We start from the raw sequence: 17,746 nt of genomic DNA, 5'->3' as shown, positions 1-17,746 counted from the left end.
TATGACAGTGTAAAAAATGCTTGCATTGCAGAGGCAAATTATTGCACTGTCATACTACTGAAATCATTCGGCACTAATTTTTAGGCAATGGTTAGCAGTAGTTCTACGATGCGATCAATCATTATTCAGTGGAATAGTCGTTGTCACAGTGAGGAACGCGAATGGTAATGTCCTTTTCTGGACTTTGTAGTCGATGCCAAGATTCTACGCCGCTGACTCGCCGATGCGAGGGATGTTCCTCCTACTTATTTTCAACACTGCGCCATTCTCTCTTTACCCAAACTCTCCGTTTATTTTCTTTTTCTATCCATGAATGCTCGGCCCGTTTTTCACTCCGTTCGTGGATGAATCATGCGTATTCTCTGTCCGCTATTGGCTTAATAAGGAAGCCTAACCTCGTTAGTGAGTTAAACGTCACGCGCTGTAGAACAGTGCGGTAAGTGAAACAAACTGTAAGGTGCCACTATGGGAAGACAAAAAGCAGTGATCAAAGCTCGTCGTGAAGCCAAACGCGTTATCCGTCGTGACTCGCGTAGCCATCGTCAGCGTGAGGAAGAATCGGTCACTTCTCTGGTACAGATGGGCGGGATTGAAGCAATCGGAATGGCGCGTGAAAATCGTGATAATTCCGTTATTCAAGCTCGTACCGTTGCCCAGGAACATTACTTGTCTGCGATAGAAAACAAACAGTTGATTTTTGCCACAGGTGAAGCTGGCTGCGGTAAAACGTATCTGAGCGCTGCGAAAGCGGCCGAGGCACTAATCCATAAAGAGGTTGAGCGTATTATTGTTACGCGGCCAGTATTACAGGCCGACGAGGATCTTGGCTTTTTACCCGGAGATATTACAGCGAAATTTGCGCCTTATTTCCGTCCGGTTTACGACATACTTTTGCGTCGGCTGGGGGCCTCTTTCATGCAGTACTGTTTGCGGCCAGAAATCGCCAAAGTCGAAATTGCGCCATTTGCGTATATGCGCGGACGGACATTTGAAAATGCGGTTGTGATTCTTGATGAAGCGCAAAACGTGACAGTGAACCAAATGAAAATGTTCCTGACGCGTTTGGGCGAAAATGTCACGGTTATCGTGAATGGTGATATCACGCAGTGCGATTTGCCATCTGGGGTTAAATCCGGCCTGCGCGACGCACTGGAGCGTTTTGTAGAGGATGACATGATTGGCGTGGTCTCTTTCGGTAAAGAGGACTGCGTGCGCTCGGCGTTGTGTCAGCGTACGCTCCATGCCTATGGCTGATGTCTGTGTAGCATGGGAATAAAAGTTCCTGTGATATCACCATAAAAAAACGCCCCTGATTTGCATCAGGGGCGTTTTCTTTTATATGGCGGTGAGGAAGGGATTCGAACCCTTGATACGTTTTCACGTATACACACTTTCCAGGCGTGCTCCTTCAGCCTCTCGGACACCTCACCGGGGGTCGCCTACAAGGGGCAACGGGGCGCTACTATAGGGAGTCGCTTAGCTTCGGTCAAGCAGTATTTAGCGCGAACGGTGCGTATGGCTAAGCATTGAACGGTAACGGATAGTCTGCGTAACAGCGTCGTTAAAATGTAGACAAACTGCATGGGGAATTGGCATAAAAAAACCACAGACCGCAATGGCCTGTGGTTTTTTTCAGCTATTGACGATTATGCCAGCAGCGTTTTGATGTAGCTGGTCAGTGCTTCGTCTTTGCTGTTAGCGAAGAAGTATTCCTGGAATTTAGGACCAGCAATCGCACCTTTAACCAGATCCTGATCGAGGCCTTTCAGGATGGTGATCAGATCGTTGTAGGTCACTGCTTTTACAGCATCCAGGATTTTCTTGTTACGTTGTTGAGGAGCAACGCGATCGCTCGGATAGCCTCGGCCGCCTTCTTCTTTGAACAGCTGGGTAAACAGGTTTTCCAGGTTCAGTTCAGCGCCCCAGCCAAAGCCTTTAGCGTAAGGAACGGATACAGCGTTACCGTTGTTGATCTGAGAGAACAGGTAAGCATCAGATGGGTCAACAACCAGACCGCAGATTACGCCTGGGAAAGAGTTACAAGCCAGCATTGCGCCCTGGCCAGTACCACAACCGGTCACAACGAAATCAGCCGCGCCAGAGTTCAGCAGGATAGCTGCCAGAATACCGTTCTGGATGTAGGTCAGCTGCGCTGTATCTTCAACGGCGTATTGACCGTAGTTGTGTACAGTGTGGCCCAACGGTGCAACCGCTTTGGTCAGAGACTCGGCGATGATTGCGTTTTTGGCAGCTTGGCTGTTCTCGTTAATCAGTGCAATTTTCATGTTCGTTCCTTTTCTGTGACGGACAAATACATTTTTTAAAACTGTATTTCAATTTGTTGTGTGCAGTATACCGTTTCAAAAATAAAGCGCAAATCGTGGAAGCAAAGAATGCGGCACAGCCCATAGATTCAGGAAAAATACGATGCAAGAAAAAGGGAGAATAAAAGCATAACATATTGAAAATGGCGCTGTATTTCAGCGCCATAGGGGAGGGGGTTATGCGTCAGGGAAGGTCAGCGTATTGCCCGGTGCCTCTCGATTAAGATGAAGAAAATTCAGGTGTCGTTCGTACTGATCCAAAATGTCGTTAATCACCTGTTCTTTGCAGTAATCCATCAGGTCATTCCCCTGACTTCCTTCTAACAGGAAGGTTTCAAGGCGATAATAATCTGATTTACCCGAGCGGGCGCGGTAGGTAAACGCCGGGACGCTGTAGCGCTGTGGCCAAATTTGGTAAAGAAAGTTCTGTTCATCACCCAAATCAACCAACAGTTCGAGATGATTCAAGCGCTCATCTTCGACAGGCGGCAAGTCGTTGACTTCAACGCTGGCACCTCGCAGGCGCAGTTCGCGCGCGACGTCATCCATGGCAGCTTTACAAACGTTATCCAGCATTTTTTGCGTATGGGTTGTGCCAGGAAAATTCATGACGCGTGAGATGCGTTGCTTCCAGTTCAGACGATCGTCGCCGGAGATTGGCATCGGTGCTGATGTTTGTAAGGAGCTGGCTTTACGGTAATCCTCAACCCGCAGTGATTTGTACAATCCCGCCATAATAAAGAACATCACAAAGCTAAATGGTAATCCCATAATGACGGTGGTGTTCTGTAAGGCTGACACACCGTTTGTCATTAGCATGCCCAACGTCAGTAGGCCAATGGCGACTGACCAGAAAATTCGCAGCCAGTTTGGCGCATCATTGTTGATATCGCCAAGGCGAGAGGTAAAGTTGCCCAGCACCAGCGAGCCTGAATCGGCAGAGGTGACATAAAACAGTAAGCCGGTGATGGTCGCGACAGAGGCACTTAGGCTGAAGCCGGGGTACTGTGCCAGCAGGCTGTAGAACCCGCGCTCTGGGTGCTGCATGACTTCATTGGCAAAATCCAGATTACCGTGGAGCACCTGATAAAGCGCGCTGTTGCCAAAAATGGAGAGCCACAGCAGCGTAAAGACAAACGGAATGATCAACGTGCCGACGACGAACTGTCGAATCGTTCTGCCGCGTGAGATTCGCGCCAGAAACAGCCCGACAAACGGTGCCCATGCGACCCACCATGCCCAGAAGAACAGCGTCCAGCTATTCATCCACTCCGTCGGGCGATCGAACGCAAAGCTGTTGAGCGTCATGCCTGTAAAGCGATTGATGTAATCCCCGACGTTAAGCACCAGCGCGTTTAGCAGAAACTCGGTATCACCCCAGAAAAGCAGAAAAAGAATCAAGCCCAGTGCGAGCAGGACGTTAAGCTCGGAGAGGAAACGAATACCGCGATTGACTCCGGATGTCACGGAAACGGTCGCCATGACGACGGAAAGCAGGATGAGCGAGGCCTGAACGGTGAGATTCTCTGGGATCTGGAACAGGACTTTCAGCCCGTAGTTAAGCTGAACGACGCCGATGCCCAGTGTGGTCGCGATACCGAAGATGGTTCCGAGTACAGCAGCGATATCAACACTGTGGCCAATCGGGCCATTAATTCGTTTACCAAAGATAGGGTACAGGGCAGAGCGAATCGTCAGCGGCAAATTATACCGGTAGCTGAAGTAGCCCAGAGCAATGCCCATCAGCGCGTACATTGACCAACCGGTTAACCCGTAGTGAAACAGCGTCCAGACCATGGCCTGCCGTGCCGCTTCTATCGTCTGGCCCTGTCCTTCCGGTGGCATCATGTATTGCGTGATCGGTTCCGCGACGGAAAAGAACATTAAATCGATGCCAATTCCCGCAGCAAACAGCATCGCCGCCCAGCTCATCAGGCTAAATTCAGGCTTCGACTGCTCTGGCCCGAGCTTGATCGATCCAAATCGAGATGACGCAATGAAGATGACGAAAACGATGTAGAGCGTGGCGGCTAGCAGGTAGTACCAACCAAATGTGGCAGAAACCCAGTTAAGCGCGTGGGTAATCCAGGCATTCGCTTCTTGGTTAAACAACATGGTCATCAGCGAGAAGGTCAGGATGAGTCCCGCTGATGTGTAGAACACGACAGGATTCAGGCGATCCTGTTGGGTGGTCGTTTCTGATGCTGGCATGGTTATCCCTTGCGTGACGTGAATAGATACTCTGATTCCTCTCTCCACGAAGCGCGCTTAGCGCATATAAAGAATATGGCGCAGGACATCCGCTGAGTACGCTTTCCGTTGAAGAAGGTTGTCAGAACAAAAAAGAAATTATTCTTTTTAAGGTGGAGTTATCGTCTGAGCTCACACCATTTTTCATGATAATTGATACGAATTTTTAACCTTTCGGCAATAAAAGATATTCATTTTTGATTGAACGTTCAATCAAAAAAAAGTTTAATAGGACAAATCGGAGCATGAATCACCGTCGTTTACCGTGATTCATCAGGCAAAAATGAAGGGAAAAAAATGAAGAGGAAGTGCGGTGCCTAAAGTCGGAATGCAGCCAATCAGACGGCAGCAACTCATCGAAGCGACGTTGGCCGCGATTAACGATGTGGGGATGCATGATGCCTCAATCGTACAGATTGCCCGACGTGCGGGAGTGTCGAATGGGATCATCAGTCATTACTTCCGCGATAAAAATGGCTTACTGGAAGCGACGATGCGCTATCTGATTAGTCATCTGGGGCTGGCGGTAAAATCAAGGTTGCTGAACTTGACAGAAAATACGCCTCGCGCACGTTTACGGGCGATTGTTCAGGGGAATTTTGATGATAGCCAGACGAATAGCGCAGCGATGAAAACCTGGCTGGCGTTTTGGGCCAGTAGCCTACATTCCCCCATGCTCCATCGGCTACAGCAGGTTAACGATCGGCGGCTTTACTCCAACTTGTGTGTCGAGTTCAGCCACTGTTTGCCGAAGGATAGCGCGCGTGTTGCAGCAAAAGGGCTGGCAGGTCTGATCGATGGGCTGTGGCTGCGTGGTGCGCTAAGCCATGAGGCCTTCAACCGCGAAGAAGCACTGAGCATTACCTACGACTATATCGAACACCAGCTCGTCCGCACGTAACCCTTCCTTATCATTTTTGCCTTTTCTGCCCGGACGAGCGTTCGGGCTGCCATCAGACAGGAGAATTTATGTCTCACTACGGTTTACAACAGCTTTATATCAACGGCGCTTATGTCGATAGCACGGGTGACGATACGTTTGAGGCGATTAACCCCGCGAATGGCGACATCATTGCCCACATTCAGTCTGCCACTGCCGCTGATGTTGACCGTGCGGTCAGTGCAGCAACCGCAGGGCAGAAAGTATGGGCGGCGATGACGGCGATGGAGCGTTCGCGCATTTTACGTCGCGCCGTGGATATTCTGCGTGAGCGTAACGATGAGCTCGCCTTGCTTGAAACGCACGATACTGGCAAGCCGCTTTCGGAAACCCGAACCGTCGATATTGTGACTGGTGCGGATGTTCTGGAGTACTACGCGGGGCTGATTCCTATGCTGGAAGGTCAGCAGATCCCTCTGCGAGATACCTCATTCGCCTACACTCGTCGTGAACCGCTTGGCGTGGTCGCGGGTATCGGTGCCTGGAACTACCCCATTCAGATCGCATTGTGGAAATCCGCCCCTGCGCTGGCGGCAGGCAATGCAATGATCTTCAAACCCAGTGAAGTCACGTCACTCACCGCGCTAAAACTGGCGGAAATCTACACCGAGGCTGGGCTACCGGCTGGCGTATTCAACGTGCTGACAGGAACGGGGAAATCCGTTGGTCAGGCACTAACCACGCATCCAGGTATTGCCAAAGTCTCTTTCACCGGTGGGATTGCCAGCGGGAAAACGGTAATGGCCAATGCCGCGGGCTCGACCCTGAAAGACGTCACGATGGAACTGGGCGGAAAATCGCCGCTGATCATTTTTGATGATGCCGATCTGGATAAGGCGGCGGATATCGCCATGATGGCGAATTTCTTCAGCTCAGGTCAGGTGTGCACCAACGGTACACGCGTCTTCATTCCGCAGGCATTGCAGGCGCAGTTTGAGGAAAAAATTCTGGCGCGCGTTCAGCGTATTCGTATTGGCGACCCGACTGACGAGCAGGTGAATTTTGGTCCGCTGGTCAGCTTCCCGCACAGAGAATCCGTACTGCGCTACATCGAAAGCGGAAAACGCGAAGGTGCTCGCGTGCTGGTGGGCGGCGAACCGATGACTGACGAGAAGTATGCGCAAGGCGCGTTCGTTGCCCCGACGGTGTTCACGGACTGCCGGGATGATATGACGATTGTGCGAGAAGAAATCTTTGGCCCGGTCATGAGCATTCTGACGTATCAAAATGAGGATGAGGTTATCCGCCGCGCCAATGAGAGTGAGTATGGGCTGGCGGCTGGCATCGTGACCTGCGATCTGAATCGGGCACACCGGGTGATTCATCAGCTCGACGCGGGGATTTGCTGGATCAACACCTGGGGTGAGTCTCCGGCTGAAATGCCTGTGGGCGGCTACAAACATTCGGGTGTCGGACGTGAAAACGGCATCACAACATTGGAACACTATACGCAAATTAAATCGGTACAGGTTGAACTGGGTGAATTCCGCTCGGTATTTTAAACGAAGGGGAGAAAGCCTAATGGAATATGATTACATCATTATCGGCGCTGGTTCCGCCGGCAACGTGCTGGCAACGCGTTTAACAGAAGAAAGCGACGTAAGCGTTCTACTGCTCGAAGCGGGCGGCCCGGACTATCGGCTGGATTTTCGCACGCAAATGCCTGCGGCATTGGCTTTCCCATTGCAGGGGAAGCGCTATAACTGGGCTTATGAAACCGACCCAGAACCTCACATGAATAATCGCCGTATGGAATGTGGTCGCGGCAAAGGGCTGGGTGGTTCATCGCTGATTAACGGCATGTGCTACATCCGTGGCAATGCGATGGATTTTGATAACTGGGCGACCATGCCGGGTCTGGAAGACTGGAGTTACCTTGACTGCCTGCCGTATTTCCGTAAAGCGGAAACGCGGGATGTGGGATCGAATGACTATCATGGCGCAAGCGGTCCTGTTTCGGTGACAACGCCGAAGATGGGAAACAACGAACTGTTTCACGCGATGGTTGAAGCGGGCGTACAGGCGGGTTATCCGCGTACGGACGATCTTAACGGCTATCAGCAGGAAGGCTTTGGGCCGATGGACAGAACCGTCACGCCGAAGGGACGTCGCGCCAGTACCGCGAGAGGTTATTTGGATCAGGCGAAAGGCCGTAAGAATCTGACCATCGTGACACATGCCTTAACCGACAAAATTCTCTTCGACGGAAAACGTGCCGTTGGCGTGGCTTACTTTAAAGGGGAAAGTGCGCAGACGGCGAAGGCACGCCGTGAGGTGCTGCTGTGTGCAGGCGCCATTGCTTCGCCGCAAATCCTGCAACGTTCTGGCGTGGGGCCGAAAGACTTGCTCCAGCGTCTTGATATTCCCGTGGTGCACGATTTGCCCGGCGTCGGTGAGAACTTGCAGGACCATCTGGAAATGTATTTGCAGTATGCCTGCAAAGAGCCAGTATCGCTGTATCCGGCGTTGCAGTGGTTTAATCAGCCAAAAATCGGCGCGGAATGGTTGTTCAACGGCACTGGTGTTGGGGCTAGCAACCAGTTCGAAGCAGGTGGCTTTATTCGTAGTCGGGATGAGTTCGCCTGGCCGAATATTCAGTACCACTTCTTGCCCGTCGCGATTAATTACAACGGCAGTAATGCGGTGAAAGAGCACGGATTTCAGGCGCACGTCGGCTCCATGCGCTCACTTAGCCGGGGGCGTGTACAGGTGCGATCTAAAGACGCCCGTGAGCACCCGAGCATCTTGTTCAACTATATGTCGACGGAGCAGGATTGGCAGGAATTTCGCGATGCGATCCGCATTACGCGTGAAATTATGGCGCAGCCTGCGCTGGATAAATACCGTGGACGAGAGATCAGCCCTGGGCTGGAGGTTCAGACTGATGAAGAACTGGACGAGTTTATCCGCAATCACGCCGAGACGGCATTCCATCCCTCCTGCTCCTGTAAGATGGGTGAGGATGAGATGGCGGTGGTTGATGGGCAAGGCCGAGTTCACGGTATGGAAGGGCTACGCGTAGTAGATGCCTCCATCATGCCGCAAATTATTACCGGTAATCTGAACGCGACAACCATCATGATTGCCGAGAAAATTGCTGACCGAATCCGCCGGCGTCAGCCGCTGCCGCGCAGCAAAGCGCGCTACTATGTTTCCGGCAATACCCCAGTGAGAAAAGCGCCGCTGAAGCCAGCTTCGTAATGTTTCCTAAATAGTAAGATGGATCGCCAAATGGACCGTAGAGAAAGCGCGGTCCATACTTTTCATTGCTATACACAATCTGACAAACAAACACCTTCCGCACCATTACTATGAGTGACATCGCCATCAGTGATGTCACTTTTCCTTGAGGAATGAAAATGAATAATTGGCTGCAACAGATTCAGGGCTTATTAGGTTCCGTTAGCAAGCAGGGGAATCAGCATCAAGGGGGAAAAAACGGCAATTTGGGCGACATGCTGAAGCCTGCTGCGCTGGGTGGTTTGGCGGGTGTGTTGTTATCGAATAAATCCACGCGGAAAATCATGGGTTCATTGGGTAAAAATGCGTTGATCATTGGCGGTAGTGCAGCGGCGGGTGTGGTGTTGTGGAACCAGTACAAAAAACGCGTTCGCGACACGCATCAGGACGATCCGCAGTTTGGCACCCAGTCCTCAGCCGACAATGTCCGCGCCCGTCGCCTGATTCAGGCTCTGGTTTTTGCTGCCAAAAGTGACGGCCATATTGATGCAACCGAGAAACAGCGTATTGATGAAAATATTCAGCAACTGCAACTGGGCAGTGAGGCACATCGCTGGGTGCAGGAAGCCATAGAACAACCGCTTGACCCGATTTTGCTGGCGAAAGATGTGAAGAATGAGGAAGAGGCGCTTGAGGTTTACTTCCTGAGCTGCGCGGTCATTGATGTCGATCACTTCATGGAGAAAAGCTATCTGGATGCGCTAGCGACTGAATTGAAGATACCGCAAGATGTACGGCAGTCGATCACCAATGAACTGAAAAGTCCATCATGATAGAGCGAGTGATTTAAGCAGTGGCGAGATAATATCGGATAAATAAACGGATAACGCGGGCGAAAAGGTTTTCGCCCGCAGTGCTATCTGATACTTAGAAAGCGCTGGTGTCTTTGAACAGACCCACTTTCAGTTCGTCAGCGGTATAGATTTGGTGACCGTCAACCCACACTTCACCATCAGCAATACCCATCACCAAGCGGCGATTGATCACGCGTTTGAAGTGAATGCGATAAGTCACTTTTTTCGCTGTCGGCAGCACTTGTCCGGTGAATTTAACTTCACCTACGCCGAGCGCGCGGCCTTTGCCTTCGCCGCCCAGCCAGCCCAGATAAAATCCGACTAATTGCCACATCGCATCCAGACCGAGACAACCTGGCATCACCGGATCGCCGATGAAATGGCAACCGAAGAACCACAGGTCAGGCGTGATATCCAATTCGGCTTCCACATAGCCTTTGCCATACTTACCGCCGTCTTCCGTCATTTTAACGACGCGGTCCATCATTAGCATGTTAGGGGCAGGCAACTGAGGGCCTTGCGGGCCGAACAGTTCACCACGACTGGAGGCAAGGAGGTCTTCTTTTGTATAGGATTCGCGTTTATCTACCATGGTCTCTGTAAGCCTTGTTTTAATGAAGCACGCAGGTTAGCGTACACCTGTATGCTGGGCAAGTCTGTTGCGTCTGGTTGAACCAGTTGGTTTAACGGAAAAACCAAGGGAAACGTCTACGCTCTTGCGGTGAAATCTGTCCAATTCGCTCACGAATGGCGGACAACAGGTTTGGCTGCTGTTCATCGTCATAAGCGAAGTTGGTCAATAATGATACCGCTTCCGGCGCAGTTTCTACCGGGAACAAATGGAATTTCCCTTCGCGTACCGCTTCAACGACATCTTCCTGTAAACAGAGATGGCGTAAATTAGCCGCAGGTAAAATCACGCCCTGCGTTCCCGTCAATCCACGACGCTGGCAGACCTCAAAGAAACCTTCGATTTTCTCATTCACGCCGCCAATCGGCTGCACATGACCAAATTGATCGACGGAACCGGTCACGGCGAACTGCTGATTGATCGGCCGCAAGGAGAGGGCGCTAATCAGTGCACATAGCTCTGCCAGTGAGGCACTGTCACCGTCAACTTCGCTGTATGATTGTTCGAAGACCATGGACGCTGAGAAGGGAAGCTGTTGATCAAGTTCCAATTCCGTAATCAGGAACGCCTGCATGATCATCATACCCTTGGCGTGCAAATTGCCAGCCAGTTCGGCTTTGCGCTCAACGTCGGTGAATTCACCGTCGCCAGCGTGAACTACGCAGCTGATACGCGTCGGCTCGCCAAAGGCAACGGGGTAGCCTGGGAATTCCAATACGGAAAGTCCATTAATCTGGCCGACGACTTCGCCTTCCGTTTCGATCAGGATCTGGCCTAATTCTATTTCATCCTGCATGCGCTCGCGGAGGTAGCCTTCACGCCATTGGCGGGCAGCAACGGCGTCAACCAGCGCCTGCTCCGTGATCTGACCATCTCTGGCGTACAGCGACGCATATTTTAACTGGCCGATTAGCCAGCGCGGACATAATGGCAAATTGCCTTGATCGCCGCTGTAGCGCACTGCAATGTTGACCAATGCCGGCCAGGCATCTGCGTCCAGCAGCGGCAGTTGATTTTCGCTGCACAGTGCATTGATGTAGGTACACCAGCGCGCCATATCATCCGTTTCAATCAGCTGCAATTGCGCTTCGAACTCGCCGTAAATAGCGTGTTCGCCTAATTCCGGTTCCATATCATGAATATCAGCCAGGCTTTCGCGGTCACCGAGAATAATCAGGCGAATATCAAGCGGCATCGGTGGCACATCAACAGGAAGCGGCTTGCGCTCGTCTGGTGACTGCCAACGATAGATGCCTTCAGCCATAATCTGCTTCAGACGCAGCCACATCAAGGGCTGAGCCAGCAGTGCTCTGGCTGACAGGATCAACGTACCGCCATTAACCTGATGAATCAGCCCTGGATGCAGCGTGATTTCATCGTGAAAACTGCGTACGCAACCGAAGAGCTGTTCAGATTCAATCCATTCCTGATAGCCACAGAGCTGCTGTGCGGCAAAGTTGTCCGCAGGCTGTGTGGCGGGTTCGACCCGAATATGACGACCCTCAATGATATATTTACTGCCATGTATCGCCCCGGAGTCTGGCCTGATGGCGCTCAGCGCACGGGCGATCAATGCCATATATTCATCATTCTCTTGCGCTTTCAACAGCATAAAGCGCGAAGGAGATCGAGGGTGGCAAAAGAGCGTCAAGCTGTCTGCCAGACGCGACTGAATAGCGGAGAATTCAGCAGGAGCAAGTTGAGCTGCCTGAGTGAATAGCGTTTGATAAGGCGTATTATTAGGCAGTAAATGCTGCCATGAGAGTCGGTTACTGGTCAAAGTATCAATGTAATCGTCTGAAGGAAAAGCGTGATTATACAAGAATAATGCGCACTTCGCATAAGGAGAGTCATCTCTCCGTCATCTTTCATATATTGAGGCTTAGACTGCGTTTGGTTAATCGTCTTAAAAGCTGTCAGAAAGCCGCCAGAAAGCGGTCAAAATCAGGTAAAACTGTTATGCTGAAAGTCACGTTACGCGGTCACTGAAGAATTTAATATGAAATATCAACAACTAGAAAATCTTGAGTGCGGGTGGAAATGGAAATACCTGGTGAAGAAGCATCGGGAGGGAGAAGAAATTACGCGTTTTCTTGAGCAAAGCGCTGCGGATGACGCGGTACAGGCATTGCTTAAAATGGAAAATCAGCCGGTTAAAGTGCTGGAGTGGATTGCGCAATGCATGAATCCCACCTTAGAAAACCGGATGAAGCAAACGATTCGTGCACGGCGTAAACGTCATTTCAATGCAGAGCACCAGCATACACGCAAGAAATCGATCGATCTGGAATATCTGGTCTGGCAGCGCCTTGCGGCTCTCGCTCAGAGACGCGGAGTGACCTTATCAGAAACGATTGTGCAGCTAATCGAAGACGCTGAGCACAAAGAAAAATATGCCAGCCAGATGTCGCTGCTTAAGCAGGATCTTAAAGCTATTCTGAATAAAGACGAGACGTGATCGGTTTTTTGTCATTTATCGCGCTGACAAACACGCATAAAAAAACGCAGGGAGCGTTTTCAACGTTGCAAAGCAACGGCCCACAGGGTGACGGACAAGGATGTCCGGCATAAAAAAACCTCGCCGGAGCGAGGTTTTTTTTCGTTAATAACTTAAGCCTGAGGCTGAGTTACAACGTCTTTGATGCCTTTAACTTCGATCTCTACGCGACGATCCGGTGCCAGGCAGTCGATCAGCGCAGCACGAGGTTTCACGTTGTCACAGGTAGAACCCGTAACTGGTTGAGATTTACCCAGGCCACGAGCAGAGACTTTGTTCGCAGGGATACCTTTAGAAACCAGGTAATCAACTACGCTCTGTGCACGTTTTTCAGACAGGCCTTGGTTGTATTGCTCTGAACCTAAACGGTCAGTGAAGCCCAGAACAACAACGGAACCGTCTTTCGGATCCAGAGAGCTCAGCTGAGTGTACAGTTGATCCAGTGATTGCTGGCCTTCTGCTTTCAGCGTTGCTTTGTTGAAGTTGAACAGGACGTCAGATTTCAGTGTGAAACGCTTGGTTTCAACAACTGGAGCTGGAGCTGGGGTCGGAGCCGGAGCAACAACTGGTGCTACGCGGTCATCCTGGCCGAAACGGTAAGATAGACCAACGCTCATCAGCAGGTTGTCTGGACGGGCACCAACGGTACCAGCATCACCAATGTTGCTTACCCATTGGTAGTCAACACGTGCAGCCCAGTTTTTGTCGATAGCGTATTCAACACCAACTGCAGCCAGCGGGGAAACGCCAGTGTCGTCGTTGTTGATGTCGCCGCCGCCGATAGCTGCGTGGCTGTCAGCGCGCCATACCATACCGCCCAGACGAGTATAAACGTCTAGCTCAGGCATAACAGGGTAGCTCAGTTTAGCAGCCAGTTGGATGCCCTGTGCTTTGAAGCTCGCGCTGTCTGCTGCGTTAGAAGTAGAACCTGCATACTTCATACGGCCCAGCCAGTCGTAGCCCAGTTCAAAACCCAGGTACGGGTTGGCTTGATAACCAACAAATGCACCAGCACCTAACTTGCTTTTGATCGGGTTGTTAACGATACCGTTGTAACCATTGCCGTAGAAGCCAGTATCGTGGAATTGAGACACACCCAGTTTACCACCGGTGTACCAGGTATTGTCTTTAGGAGCTGCTTGCGCGACGGTCGCGAAGCTAGCCAGTGCCACTGCAACTGCGATAGCTGTTTTTTTCATTTTACGCCTCATTATCATCCAAATCGGCAATTAACCCGGAGGGCTAATAAACCTTTGGTTAAAATCCTTTGGTCGGAGACTTTGCCCTTATTTATGACTCACTGTCAGTCAACTGACGTTATAAAAGAGCAACTCCAGCGAGTTAAAGTCTACAACGTGATGAGAAAGTTACAAGTATGATGTGATTTACGTCATAAGAAAATCGCACGATTCATACATACTTGCTAACAAATAGTAGATGCTTTTGACAGATCTTACGCCTTTTAGCTGTATTAAATACACCCAAAAAGCCCGCAGAATACCGCTCTGCGGCGATCGACAAGACATATAACCTGAAGGGGCTGAGAAAATTCTTAATTTACTTAATGATACAATGTCGAATGAATTTTAAGGCTAGGAAACAGTCTATAGGCGTCACCGCCAGCATTTTCTGGCCGCATAATAAAGCCATACGTATTTCCTGCCTGTGCGGCGTGCCGCAATCGAACCTTCTCATCTTCCGTCAATTCGTGCGGTAACCAGCATAAAACAGCGCTGTAATTCCCTGTCAGCAAGGCTCTTTCCATGGCATCAACCGTAAACAGCGGATTGATGTGATGGAGTTGCACCATTTTATCCAGCGGGAGCCCAGATTGCTGTACCCAAGGGCGGCTCAATTTTTGCTGAGGGGAAAGCCATAACAGCCACCGAGACTGCGTGCCTAGCTGCTGTAAGAGCGGTAATAACAGGTGTGTGACTATGGGCTGATCGGCGTTGTACACGATTTCGCTGATAATTCCACCTGTGGCAACCGAGGGCTCCGCAGCGTGTTGATTTGCAGAAAACGATGATAGCTCGATGTTGTGAGAGCGGATTGATTGCGTACGCATAATGAGTTCTACCCATAGTGTTACTGTATGAACATACAGTATATGCTGTGTGCGTGAAAATCAACCTGATTTTTTGAAAGCGCTTCGCATATTCCTTATGCAAGAGACAGTAAACACATTTACTGTTTGAAGCCGCATCGGGGCTGTGGTTAATTATTTGTTCCTGCTACAGATATTTTTAATTGTTCAGGAAGAGATCATTTCAATACTAAGGATTATGGCAATGAAGCAATTATGCAAAAAAAGGATTTTGCAATCTCAGCAGTCTTTTTCATCTTTGGGGGACATCACTTCACGTTCCCAATTTGGTGGCTACAGCATCGCAGCAAATAAAACGATTTTTGGACTGGTGTCGGAAGGGGAGCTTTATCTTCGCGCCAGTAAGAAGGATGAAAAATATTTTCAACAGCGTGATATGCCTCATCTGATTTATACCAAACGCGGCATGCCTGTTCCTTTGAATTACTTTCTTGTCGATGAGTCATTATGGCAAGAATCTGAGCAGCTACTGTATTTCGCTCATCTGGCGCTGGGAGGTGCGCAGTATGATCAAGCAGTCAAAAGTGCCAACGGGCGGTTAAAGGATCTCCCGAATCTTAACCATGATATCGAACGGCTGCTGTGGAAAGCGGGAATCAAGAATGTCGATGAGTTACAGCATTACGGTGCAAAAAACAGCTATCTCAAGCTGCGGAAGGTTCGGGCTAATCTGAGTGTGAATGTGCTATTGGCGCTTGCTGGTGCCATTTGTGGCACACATCAGGCAGCACTCCCTCGCGGTATCCGCAATGAACTGTTGGAATGGTATAAAAACAACGCCGTCTCCAAAGGGCCAAAGCACTAAGAGACACGTCATATTTTTACTGTGTCATCATGTCATTTTTTAGCTGTACGAGTTCAGGTAAGAGACCGATCAGCAGGCCGATTTGCTGAATAATTAATGATTCTTTACTGTCTGACTCGGGTGAAAGGGATTGAAGGCTGGCGGTAATGGTTTTCAATCCCTGATTGATACGTAAACTTTCCTCTTCGCTGCAGTGTAGCGCATCATCAACATGACAAACGGCATCATCCAGCAATTGCAGTGTTTCCGTTGAGGTAATTTTCCCGCGATGTGCGCCGAGCGTCGAAATATAGCTTAGTAACGTATGATTCAGGCACATGAAGCGGAATGCGCTGTCCAGCTTACTTCTGGTCGCATGGGGCTCTGAGGACATATTCGACACGACGGACGCTAGTTCGGCATCGCAGTTATGCGCATCGCGGCGGGCAATGCGATAAGGCAGGCTATTATCTTTCCCCTGATAATATTGAACCATGATCGCATCAAGATAACGGCAGTTGGCGTCCAATGTCTTATTGATGACGGTTGGCAGACCGCGAAAACGCCAGTCCGGCCAGATAAAACTGACAGCAGCCCATGCTATGGCACACCCGAGTAGCGTATCGATAATGCGTGGCACTGCAACGTCAAAGCCTTCACCCAACAGGTTGAAACAGAGCAGGACAAGCAGCGTAATAAACATGGTCGCGTGGGCGTACTGCACGTTGCGAAAGGCGAAAAATAGTACGCCACTAATAACGATCAGCGTTAGCTGTCCTTCCAGCGAAGGAACGAAGTACAGGATAGGCAAGCCGAGTAAAATACCGGTCAATGTCCCGATGATTCTCAACGTCAGCCGCCGCCGAGTGGCGTTATAGTTGGGCTGACAAACAAACAGGCTAGTGAGCAAAATCCAATAACCATGTTGCAATCCCGTGACCTGAATCAACGCGTAGCCGCTACAGAGCAGCACGGACATACGGATGGCATGACGAAACAGTGCTGACTGCGGTGTCAGGTGGCGGCTAATGCGCAAGCTGATGTCGCTCCAGCCCGTGATTTTGTCATCTGCCAGCGTGTTTTCTGGGTTGTTTTCTTGCTCAATGGCCTGTTCGGATTCGATAGTCGCCAACTGGGCATCAATGGCGCGTAAGTTATTTAAGAGATAGGTGAGCGCTTTGATTTGTGCCGCGTCTGCCATGTTGTTAGCCGCGATACGCGCAATAGCAGATTCGAGATGCACGAAAGCCCGCTCAATACGGCTGTCATGCTGATACTTTTGGTGCAGCAGAATGGATTGCGACAAGTGCTGACAGGCTTTGGCCTGCATACTCAGCAGGCGTTGAAAGCGAAATAGGACGTCGCTATAACGCAGTTTCTCACGCAATTGCGGATAGTAAACATGCGATGAGCTGGCTCGTTCGTGAATATCCTGCGCGACGAAATAGTAGTGCAGTGTTTGACGCGTTCCACGCTGGCCGCGATCGCCACGCAGACGCGTTAACAGCGATGACTTGGTCTGATTGAGCGTCGCAACCAATTGGCTGTTTGCCATCGCGACGTCAATCAAGGGCTTGTCGGTTTCTTCTTCAATATCAGGATCGAAGAGGTTGGCTTTGGCATCTAGATAGCGGGCCAACTGTTGATAACACTGCGCGAGGTTATCCTGCAACGGGCGGATGGGGAAGATCAGATGGCCGAATAGCGTCAGCAGATTGTACCAGGAAGCCCCGATCAACAGCATGATGGGCTGCTGATACCAGTTGTCGTAAAGGGATATGCCCAGCATGGTGTAAATCGCGATCAGCAGTGCGCCGAATGCGATGGTTGCATAGCGTTGCCCTAACGCGCCGAGCAGAATAAAACCGCAGGTCGACACCGCCAGACCGAGGCCAAACAGCCAGGGGTGGGGGAATAGCAGCTCGATCGAAACGGAAGCGATAAAAAAACAGGTCAGTGTAATGAACAAATTACGCAGACGCCCCGTGAGGCGGTCATCAAGGTCGGTGAGGGCGGCCGCGACGACGCCAAGCGTAACGGGGATTGTCGATGTTGGCTGACCCAGCCACCAGGGAACTGCCGCCGCTCCACTCAGTGCAATGAGGATGCGAATGGTATACAGCCAACTGCTGTTATACACATAGCGGCGAATTCCCGGGGCGAAGGTGAGCAACGTAAT

General features: G+C 50.6%; 14 protein-coding genes and 1 tRNA gene. 7 read left to right on the top strand and 8 right to left on the bottom strand.

The window, feature by feature from the left end:
• The first annotated feature begins 465 nt into the window (after positions 1-465).
• Positions 466-1,254 carry a phosphate starvation-inducible protein PhoH gene (phoH, locus tag QWJ20_RS12040; protein WP_095699912.1) on the top strand — a complete coding sequence of 263 codons (789 nt, stop codon included), beginning with the start codon at positions 466-468 and terminating at the stop codon, positions 1,252-1,254.
• Positions 1,255-1,340: 86 nt separating this feature from the next.
• Here phoH and QWJ20_RS12035 read toward each other — a convergent pair.
• The 3 genes from QWJ20_RS12035 to QWJ20_RS12025 all read right to left on the bottom strand — a co-directional run bounded on the left by QWJ20_RS12035 (position 1,341) and on the right by QWJ20_RS12025 (position 4,535).
• Positions 1,341-1,430: transfer RNA gene (locus tag QWJ20_RS12035), tRNA-Ser, on the bottom strand.
• A gap of 216 nt (positions 1,431-1,646) precedes the next feature.
• Positions 1,647-2,285: an RpiB/LacA/LacB family sugar-phosphate isomerase gene (locus QWJ20_RS12030; RefSeq protein WP_433992621.1), complete on the bottom strand. Its 639-nt coding sequence runs from the start codon at positions 2,283-2,285 to the stop codon at positions 1,647-1,649.
• Positions 2,286-2,501: 216 nt separating this feature from the next.
• The gene (locus QWJ20_RS12025; RefSeq protein ID WP_433992620.1) at positions 2,502-4,535 is read right to left on the bottom strand and encodes a choline transporter; all 2,034 of its coding nucleotides are present in this window, start codon (positions 4,533-4,535) and stop codon (positions 2,502-2,504) included.
• A gap of 352 nt (positions 4,536-4,887) precedes the next feature.
• Between QWJ20_RS12025 and betI the strand changes: the two genes are divergently transcribed.
• The 4 genes from betI to QWJ20_RS12005 all read left to right on the top strand — a co-directional run bounded on the left by betI (position 4,888) and on the right by QWJ20_RS12005 (position 9,527).
• Positions 4,888-5,475 carry a transcriptional regulator BetI gene (gene betI, locus QWJ20_RS12020; RefSeq protein ID WP_233967180.1) on the top strand — a complete coding sequence of 196 codons (588 nt, stop codon included), beginning with the start codon at positions 4,888-4,890 and terminating at the stop codon, positions 5,473-5,475.
• A 68-nt stretch (positions 5,476-5,543) separates the two neighbouring features.
• Positions 5,544-7,016, top strand: coding sequence for a betaine-aldehyde dehydrogenase (betB, locus tag QWJ20_RS12015; RefSeq protein WP_233967179.1), 1,473 nt, complete (start codon positions 5,544-5,546; stop codon positions 7,014-7,016).
• A gap of 19 nt (positions 7,017-7,035) precedes the next feature.
• Entirely contained in the window at positions 7,036-8,715 is a 1,680-nt protein-coding gene (gene betA, locus QWJ20_RS12010) for a choline dehydrogenase (RefSeq protein ID WP_433992619.1), read from the top strand.
• Between the two features lie 158 nt (positions 8,716-8,873).
• A complete protein-coding gene (locus tag QWJ20_RS12005; RefSeq protein WP_174865329.1) occupies positions 8,874-9,527 on the top strand; it encodes a tellurite resistance TerB family protein in 654 nt (217 codons plus the stop codon).
• A gap of 94 nt (positions 9,528-9,621) precedes the next feature.
• Here the strand turns inward: QWJ20_RS12005 and fabA are convergent, their stop codons facing one another.
• Both fabA and QWJ20_RS11995 read right to left on the bottom strand, forming a co-directional pair.
• The gene (gene fabA / locus QWJ20_RS12000; protein ID WP_039480199.1) at positions 9,622-10,140 is read right to left on the bottom strand and encodes a bifunctional 3-hydroxydecanoyl-ACP dehydratase/trans-2-decenoyl-ACP isomerase; all 519 of its coding nucleotides are present in this window, start codon (positions 10,138-10,140) and stop codon (positions 9,622-9,624) included.
• 91 nt (positions 10,141-10,231) lie between these two features.
• Positions 10,232-12,001, bottom strand: coding sequence for an AAA family ATPase (locus tag QWJ20_RS11995; protein WP_095699906.1), 1,770 nt, complete (start codon positions 11,999-12,001; stop codon positions 10,232-10,234).
• Positions 12,002-12,178: 177 nt separating this feature from the next.
• Between QWJ20_RS11995 and matP the strand changes: the two genes are divergently transcribed.
• On the top strand, positions 12,179-12,637 hold the full coding sequence (gene matP / locus QWJ20_RS11990; RefSeq protein ID WP_039471498.1) for a macrodomain Ter protein MatP: 459 nt from the start codon (positions 12,179-12,181) through the stop codon (positions 12,635-12,637).
• A 152-nt stretch (positions 12,638-12,789) separates the two neighbouring features.
• On the opposite strand, the gene ompA is transcribed toward matP, so the two are convergent.
• Both ompA and sulA read right to left on the bottom strand, forming a co-directional pair.
• Positions 12,790-13,875, bottom strand: a complete 1,086-nt coding sequence (ompA, locus tag QWJ20_RS11985) for a porin OmpA (protein WP_109411312.1) — start codon at positions 13,873-13,875, stop codon at positions 12,790-12,792.
• Positions 13,876-14,237: 362 nt separating this feature from the next.
• The gene (sulA, locus tag QWJ20_RS11980) at positions 14,238-14,744 is read right to left on the bottom strand and encodes an SOS-induced cell division inhibitor SulA (RefSeq protein WP_433992618.1); all 507 of its coding nucleotides are present in this window, start codon (positions 14,742-14,744) and stop codon (positions 14,238-14,240) included.
• 223 nt (positions 14,745-14,967) lie between these two features.
• Between sulA and QWJ20_RS11975 the strand changes: the two genes are divergently transcribed.
• Complete coding sequence (locus QWJ20_RS11975; protein WP_433992617.1) at positions 14,968-15,588, top strand: TfoX/Sxy family DNA transformation protein; 621 nt, start codon at positions 14,968-14,970, stop codon at positions 15,586-15,588.
• Between the two features lie 16 nt (positions 15,589-15,604).
• Here the strand turns inward: QWJ20_RS11975 and yccS are convergent, their stop codons facing one another.
• Positions 15,605-17,740, bottom strand: a complete 2,136-nt coding sequence (gene yccS / locus QWJ20_RS11970) for a YccS family putative transporter (RefSeq protein WP_433992616.1) — start codon at positions 17,738-17,740, stop codon at positions 15,605-15,607.
• Between the last annotated feature and the right edge of the window lie 6 nt (positions 17,741-17,746).

The sequence above is a fragment of the Pectobacterium sp. S5 genome, from assembly GCF_051707265.1.
Lineage (GTDB): Bacteria > Pseudomonadota > Gammaproteobacteria > Enterobacterales > Enterobacteriaceae > Pectobacterium > Pectobacterium polare.
Note: the sequence above shows the minus strand (reverse complement) of the source record. Positions and strands in the feature narration are given on the sequence as shown.

Bases quoted from the DNA above. Each gene is read 5' to 3' on its own strand.
- fabA (WP_039480199.1), bottom strand. From the start codon at position 10,140: ATGGTAGATAAACGCGAATCCTATACAAAAGAAGACCTCCTTGCCTCC.
- QWJ20_RS11975 (WP_433992617.1), top strand. From the start codon at position 14,968: ATGAAGCAATTATGCAAAAAAAGGATTTTGCAATCTCAGCAGTCTTTT.
- ompA (WP_109411312.1), bottom strand. From the start codon at position 13,875: ATGAAAAAAACAGCTATCGCAGTTGCAGTGGCACTGGCTAGCTTCGCG.
- sulA (WP_433992618.1), bottom strand. From the start codon at position 14,744: ATGCGTACGCAATCAATCCGCTCTCACAACATCGAGCTATCATCGTTT.
- QWJ20_RS12025 (WP_433992620.1), bottom strand. From the start codon at position 4,535: ATGCCAGCATCAGAAACGACCACCCAACAGGATCGCCTGAATCCTGTC.
- betA (WP_433992619.1), top strand. From the start codon at position 7,036: ATGGAATATGATTACATCATTATCGGCGCTGGTTCCGCCGGCAACGTG.
- phoH (WP_095699912.1), top strand. From the start codon at position 466: ATGGGAAGACAAAAAGCAGTGATCAAAGCTCGTCGTGAAGCCAAACGC.
- matP (WP_039471498.1), top strand. From the start codon at position 12,179: ATGAAATATCAACAACTAGAAAATCTTGAGTGCGGGTGGAAATGGAAA.
- betB (WP_233967179.1), top strand. From the start codon at position 5,544: ATGTCTCACTACGGTTTACAACAGCTTTATATCAACGGCGCTTATGTC.
- QWJ20_RS12030 (WP_433992621.1), bottom strand. From the start codon at position 2,285: ATGAAAATTGCACTGATTAACGAGAACAGCCAAGCTGCCAAAAACGCA.
- QWJ20_RS12005 (WP_174865329.1), top strand. From the start codon at position 8,874: ATGAATAATTGGCTGCAACAGATTCAGGGCTTATTAGGTTCCGTTAGC.